Here is a 6,047-nt window from a genome sequence, read left to right on the forward strand (position 1 = left end):
TACCTGTATTCCGAGATTACGCAAAGATCATTGAACTCAGCTTGCGACGACCATTCAACACAATCGGGTCATTCGCTGGCAAGGCTTCAAAAACAGTGAACAGTTGCGCCTTGGCGGCACCCTCATTCCACTCGCGATCCATTCGGAACAATTCAAGCAACTCGGTCACCGCCTCTTGTGCGTCACCCGCCGCATGCAACGCCGTCGCCAGATCAAACCGCGCCTGCAAGTCATCAGGATTTTGTGCCACCGCAGCGCGAAGCTCGGCCACCGGACCCGCATGCTCTGCCTGCCGCGCCAACTCCAGCTGTGCGCGCACCGCCTCAAGTTCGGGGGCATCTGCCATCTCTGCGGGGGCACCGTTCAAAACAGCCTCGGCTTGATCCAGCGCATCCATTGCGATGTTTGCACGTGCAAGCCCAGCAAAAGCAACAATATGGCTTTGGTCTTGTTCCAGAATCGCGGCAAAGGTTTCGCCCGCGCCTTGCGCGTCCCCTTCGGTCAGCATTTCCTCGGCAGCAGCAACGGCATCATCAAGACCATTGTCCACAGGGCCACCGCCTGCCTCAATTACGCGGTCTACAAACGCTTGGATTTCGGATGGGGGCAATGCGCCCTGAAACCCGTCCACAGGTTGGCCTTGGTAAAACGCGAAAACAGTCGGAATAGACTGAATTTGCATTTGTCCGGCGATCCCCTGGTTTTCATCGACATTGATTTTGGCCATTTTAACGGCGCCACCTGCGGCGGTTACAGCCGCCTCAAGCGCTGGCCCCAGTGTCTTGCAAGGGCCACACCAAGGGGCCCAAAAATCCACGATCACTGGTGTGGTTTGCGACGCTTCGACAACGTCCTGCATAAATGTCGCTTCGCTCACGTCCATTATCAGATCGTTTGCGGGCGCAGCCGTGCTGCCTTGTCCCAGTTCAAGCATGTTCGTCGTCCTCTAAATCCGTTGGCCTCTATATGGGCCTGTAAACACAAAAATCAAAGATCAAAGCTTGCAAAAACAGGGGCATGATCGCTTGGTTTTTCCCATCCGCGCGCGTCGCGGTATACGCGGCTGCCGTGTGCTGCATTCGAAATGTCAGATGTCGCCCAGACGTGATCCAAACGCCGCCCTTTGTCTGCTGCAGACCAGTCTTTGGCACGATATGACCACCAACTATAAAGCGGGCCATCCGGAATATCCTGACGCGTGACATCAACCCATGCGCCTGACTCTTGCGTTTGGGCCAGATGCTCCACTTCGATCGGCGTGTGACTGACGACTTTCAGCAGTTTCTTGTGAGACCAGACATCATCCTCGCGCGGGGCAATATTCAAGTCCCCCACCAAGACAGATTTTTCCGGCTTGTGCGCGTGAAACCAGTCCCGCATTTCGGTCAGGTAATCCAGCTTCTGGCCGAACTTTTCATTGACCTCGCGGTCCGCCACGTCACCGCCCGCAGGGACATAAAAATTGTGGATCGTCACGCCGTTTTCCAGCCGTCCCGCAATATGGCGCGCATGACCCAAGCTGGCAAAATCTTCGGCGCCAGCTTCGACCATGGGAATTTTGGACAGGATCGCAACGCCATTATAGCCCTTCTGCCCTCTTGCAACCATGTGGGTGTACCCAAGTGCCGCAAACCCTTCGGTCGGAATTTTATCCACCGGACTTTTGCATTCTTGCAGACACAGCACATCGGGGGCCTGCTCCTCTAGCAACTTCAGAACAATGGGTTCGCGAAGTCGTACAGAGTTGATATTCCATGTCGCCAGAGTGAATGACATTTGCGCGCTCCGTTTTTGTGTGGCCCATAGTTAGCCCCGCAAGCCAAAACTTACCATGCGCAATTCCAAAACAGAAAACCACAGGCAGAACGGCGAGACATACACGCACCTCGACTACGCCACGTCGCTTAACCTGTGTCTCGACAAGTCAATGTTATGCGTAAACACTGAAACGACCAAAAAAATGGATATGCCCATGTTGTTTTACGATTGCGCCACAGCGCCAAGCCCGCGACGTGCGCGGATGTTCATTGCCGAAAAGGGTCTGGAAATTCCGACGCGTGAGATTTCCATTTCCAAGCACCAACAACTCTCCCCCGAGTTCTTGTCGGTCAATCCACGCGGCACCGTTCCGGTTCTTGTCACGGCGCAAGGGAACGCCCTAACCGAAAACCTTGCCATCGCGACGTATCTAGAGGCCATGTACCCCCAGCCGCCACTGATGGGTGTAACCGCCGACGAAAAAGCCGACATAATGATGTGGACAGCCATTGCAGAGGCACAATGTGGCCTGCCCATTGCCGAGGCCCTGCGCAATTCCAATCCACACATGAAAGGCCGCGCAATTCCGGGTACGACCAATTTCGATCAAATTCCCGAGCTTGCCCAACGCGGCATACAGCGTCTGGGGTTGTTCTTTGACATGCTTGAGACGCATCTACAGAACCGCACCTATGTGGCAACCAACCAGTTTACGCTGGCGGATATTACAACCTTTGTGTTCGTAGATTTTGCACGCGTTGTGAAATATCGCGTCGAAGACACCCACCCAAATCTGAAACGTTGGTATGCGCACATCAAGGCACGCCCAAGCGCGTCCTTGTAGTGATCGATACCTGACGACATCGTACGAGCCTGTCCTTCGTGGACATATGCGCGCACAAAAAAAGGCCCGGAACAAGTCCGGGCCAGTCCTACGGGGAGGAGCATATCAAACACCCGGATATGCACGGGATGGAATGCATTTGCCTAATTGAGCTGTAATAGTCTCACTTTGGTACATCCCAAGATTGCATCAAAGTATTGCGCAATTGTTTCCAACCTCTTTCACACCTAAGCCATCAGCCGGTAACCGCCGGATTCGGTGATCAACAGCCGTGCGTTCGAGGGGTCGGGTTCGATCTTTTGGCGCAAACGATAGATGTGGGTTTCAAGCGTATGCGTGGTGACGCCAGCATTATAGCCCCACACTTCGTGTAACAATACATCCCGCGCAACGACCCCATCCGAGGTCCGGTACAGAAACTTGAGAATATTCGTTTCTTTCTCGGTCAGTCGAATTTTGCGGTCATCTTCGGTGATCAGCATCTTCATCGAGGGTTTGAACGTATATGGGCCCAATTGAAACACAGCGTCTTCGGATTGCTCGTGCTGGCGCAGTTGTGCCCTGATCCGCGCCAACAATACCGGAAACTTGAACGGCTTTGTCACATAGTCATTGGCACCCGCATCCAGTCCAAGAATGGTGTCCGCGTCGCTATCATGTCCAGTCAACATCAAGATCGGGCTCTTGACCCCTTGCTTGCGCATCAGTTTGCACAGCTCGCGGCCATCGGTATCAGGCAAGCCGACGTCGAGAATGATCATGTCATAAAGGCTGTCTTTGGCGCGGGCCATCGCTTCGGATCCGTTCCCAGCCTCGAACACGTCGAAATCTTCGGTCATTACCATCTGTTCAGACAGGGCTTCGCGCAGATCTTCATCGTCATCGACTAATAAAATTTTCTTAAGCTGGGCCATCGGTGCCTCCTGTTGCCTCTTTTGTATAGCCTATGTGGAGCGCCTTCACGACTTCGACAAGAAATGCTGCACTTCCTTCACGCGCTCGTGTAAATGCGATGTCAAATGTTTCATCTTATCGGAAACGTCGCTACACCTGCTGTGTTGTCAATTCGAGGTCACTATGCGTTTTGCACCCGACATTATCGAACGCCTTGCGCGCGCCCGAGCAGATTTGCGTATGGGGGTGCCCATCGTATTAACATATGGTCCCGCAGCGGCGTTGGTATTTGCAGCCGAAACACTGGATGCAAAACGTTTTTTAGACCTGCGCGCACTGGACGGCGAGTTGTCTCTCACTATTACATCTCGGCGTGCGGAAACATTAAAAGCCAGAGCATACGATGCTGACATTGCGCGCATTGCCCTACCGAGTGATGCTGATCTCAAGTGGGTTCAGGGCGTGGCCGATCCTGCCGATGATCTAAACAGTCCGATGAAGGGTCCCTTGCGAACGCTGCGTGACGGGTCCGCAGACTTGCATCGTGCCGCAATCAAGATGGTCAAGTCGGCGCGGCTCTTGCCTGCCGTTCTGGTGTTGCCGTTGCAAGAGGCAGGTCAGTTTGCATTAGATCACGGCCTGACTGTGATTCCAGTTGATTTGGCGTCCCCCCATCTCAAGGCAACCAGCCCCATGCATCCGGTGGTCCATGCTCGGTTGCCAATGGAGGCTGCAGAGGCCGGACGACTTCATATCTTTCGCCCCGAAGACGGAGGAGAAGAGCATTATGCCATTGAAATCGGCCGCCCACCTCGCGACGCGCCAGTATTGGCACGTTTGCATTCCGCCTGTTTTACCGGAGATGTATTAGGCAGCCTCAAGTGTGACTGTGGCCCACAGCTTCGCGGTGCACTTAACCAGATGGGAACGCTGGGTCACGGGGTCTTGCTGTATCTCAATCAAGAAGGTCGCGGCATCGGGCTCGCCAACAAAATGCGCGCCTACAGCCTGCAAGACCAAGGCTTTGATACCGTTGAAGCCAATCATCGCTTAGGGTTTGAAGACGACGAACGGGATTTCAAAATTGGGGCCAAAATCCTGAAAGAAATGGGGTTTTCGTCAGTGCGTTTGCTCACCAATAATCCAAAAAAAATTGCGATGATGGAAAAATCTGGCGTGAAAGTCGTCGAACGCGTTCCCCTGAAGGTCGGTGAAAACACGCATAACTCTGACTATCTGGCGACAAAAGCCGCCAAATCGGGGCACTTCCTGTGAGGCCAAATGATTTGGTGTTGACCCCCACTGGCCTACGGTTTCTAGGGCGCCATTTTCCCTGCACCATTGGTCGCAACGGTTTGACAAGCACCAAGCAAGAAGGGGATGGCGCGACACCCCGGGGGATTCACCACATTACGGGGGTGCTCTATCGCCCGGATCGAATTCTTGCACCGACATGTTGGGCCCAGCCGATCAAAATAGGGGATTTGTGGTCGGATGACAGTGCAGACCCTGCCTATAATCAGCAGGTCAAAGCCCCCTACGCGCCCAGCCATGAACACTTGCGGCGGCCAGACCCGCTTTACGATCTCATTTTTCTGACGGATTGGAATTGGCCAAAGGCCGTACCCGGCAAAGGCTCGGCCATTTTCCTGCATCAATACCGCCGAAAAGGGGCCCCAACCGAGGGCTGTATCGCATTTCGACGTGATCACCTATATTGGATTGCATCGCGCCTTCACATCGGAACCCGCCTGATTGTCCGCTAGGCCCTCAGCGTGTGACTTAGCTATAGTCTCTCGCCCCAAAAATAGCAGATCCAACGCGGACATGGGTCGCACCAAGCGCCACCGCGCTTTCAAAATCACTACTCATCCCCATGGATAATCCATCCAGACCATTGCGCGCAGCAATTTTTCCCAGCAACGCAAAATGCAGCGACGGCTCTTCATCCACCGGAGGAATACACATCAACCCCTTAACAGGTAGGTCCATAGACCTGCATTCGGCAATGAACGCATCCGCGTCAACGGGGAGAACACCCGCCTTTTGAGGCTCTTGCCCTGTATTGACCTGAATAAACAAGTCAGGACATTTCCCCATGTCTTGCGCCAAACGCGCCAGGGTATTTGCAAGCTTAGGCCGGTCCAACGAATGGATAGCCTCGAACAAATCCATCGCTTGGCGCGCTTTGTTGGTTTGAAGCGGACCTAGCAGGTGTACCGAGACGCCATCGTATTGCTCGCGAAATTGTGGCCATTTCCCTGCGGCTTCTTGAACCTTGTTTTCACCAAACAATCTGTGACCGCTTTCTAAAACCGCCTGCACCCGCGCGTTCGGTTGGACTTTGGAAACCGCAATCAACTGGGTCGCCCCGATCGGGCGGCCTGCAGTTTGTTCTGCTTTGTGAATACGAGACGTGATTTCAGCAAGTGACATAGAAATGGGTGCCTTTGAATATTGTGCCTGCAAACAACAACATCTTTAAACAAAAGAAAAGGGCAGGTCTTTCGACCTGCCCTCTATTAGGTACGTATCGTTCAGGAATTAGAAC

General features: G+C 53.7%; 7 protein-coding genes. 3 read left to right on the top strand and 4 right to left on the bottom strand.

The annotated features are described in order from the left end of the window. Positions 1 to 16: 16 nt before the first annotated feature. Both trxA and FAP39_RS11270 read right to left on the bottom strand, forming a co-directional pair. Positions 17 to 934, bottom strand: a complete 918-nt coding sequence (trxA, locus tag FAP39_RS11265; RefSeq protein ID WP_138016501.1) for a thioredoxin — start codon at positions 932 to 934, stop codon at positions 17 to 19. Between the two features lie 53 nt (positions 935 to 987). Next, on the bottom strand, positions 988 to 1,776 hold the full coding sequence (locus tag FAP39_RS11270; RefSeq protein ID WP_138016502.1) for an exodeoxyribonuclease III: 789 nt from the start codon (positions 1,774 to 1,776) through the stop codon (positions 988 to 990). A gap of 196 nt (positions 1,777 to 1,972) precedes the next feature. Here FAP39_RS11270 and FAP39_RS11275 point away from each other — a divergent pair, with 196 nt between their 5' ends. After that, positions 1,973 to 2,602, top strand: coding sequence for a glutathione S-transferase family protein (locus tag FAP39_RS11275; RefSeq protein WP_138016503.1), 630 nt, complete (start codon positions 1,973 to 1,975; stop codon positions 2,600 to 2,602). A gap of 227 nt (positions 2,603 to 2,829) precedes the next feature. Here the strand turns inward: FAP39_RS11275 and FAP39_RS11280 are convergent, their stop codons facing one another. Beyond that, entirely contained in the window at positions 2,830 to 3,516 is a 687-nt protein-coding gene (locus tag FAP39_RS11280; RefSeq protein ID WP_138016504.1) for a response regulator transcription factor, read from the bottom strand. Between the two features lie 163 nt (positions 3,517 to 3,679). On the opposite strand from FAP39_RS11280, the gene ribA reads away from it, so the two are divergent. Continuing rightward, complete coding sequence (gene ribA, locus FAP39_RS11285) at positions 3,680 to 4,771, top strand: GTP cyclohydrolase II (RefSeq protein ID WP_138016505.1); 1,092 nt, start codon at positions 3,680 to 3,682, stop codon at positions 4,769 to 4,771. Beyond that, the gene (locus tag FAP39_RS11290; protein WP_138016506.1) at positions 4,768 to 5,262 is read left to right on the top strand and encodes a L,D-transpeptidase family protein; all 495 of its coding nucleotides are present in this window, start codon (positions 4,768 to 4,770) and stop codon (positions 5,260 to 5,262) included. The genes ribA and FAP39_RS11290 overlap by 4 nt, the downstream gene beginning before the upstream one ends. A 16-nt stretch (positions 5,263 to 5,278) precedes the next feature. Here the strand turns inward: FAP39_RS11290 and FAP39_RS11295 are convergent, their stop codons facing one another. Beyond that, positions 5,279 to 5,932, bottom strand: coding sequence for a YggS family pyridoxal phosphate-dependent enzyme (locus tag FAP39_RS11295; protein WP_138016507.1), 654 nt, complete (start codon positions 5,930 to 5,932; stop codon positions 5,279 to 5,281). Between the last annotated feature and the right edge of the window lie 115 nt (positions 5,933 to 6,047).

The organism is Shimia litoralis (genome assembly GCF_005518135.1).
Taxonomy (GTDB): Bacteria; Pseudomonadota; Alphaproteobacteria; order Rhodobacterales; family Rhodobacteraceae; genus Shimia_E; species Shimia_E litoralis.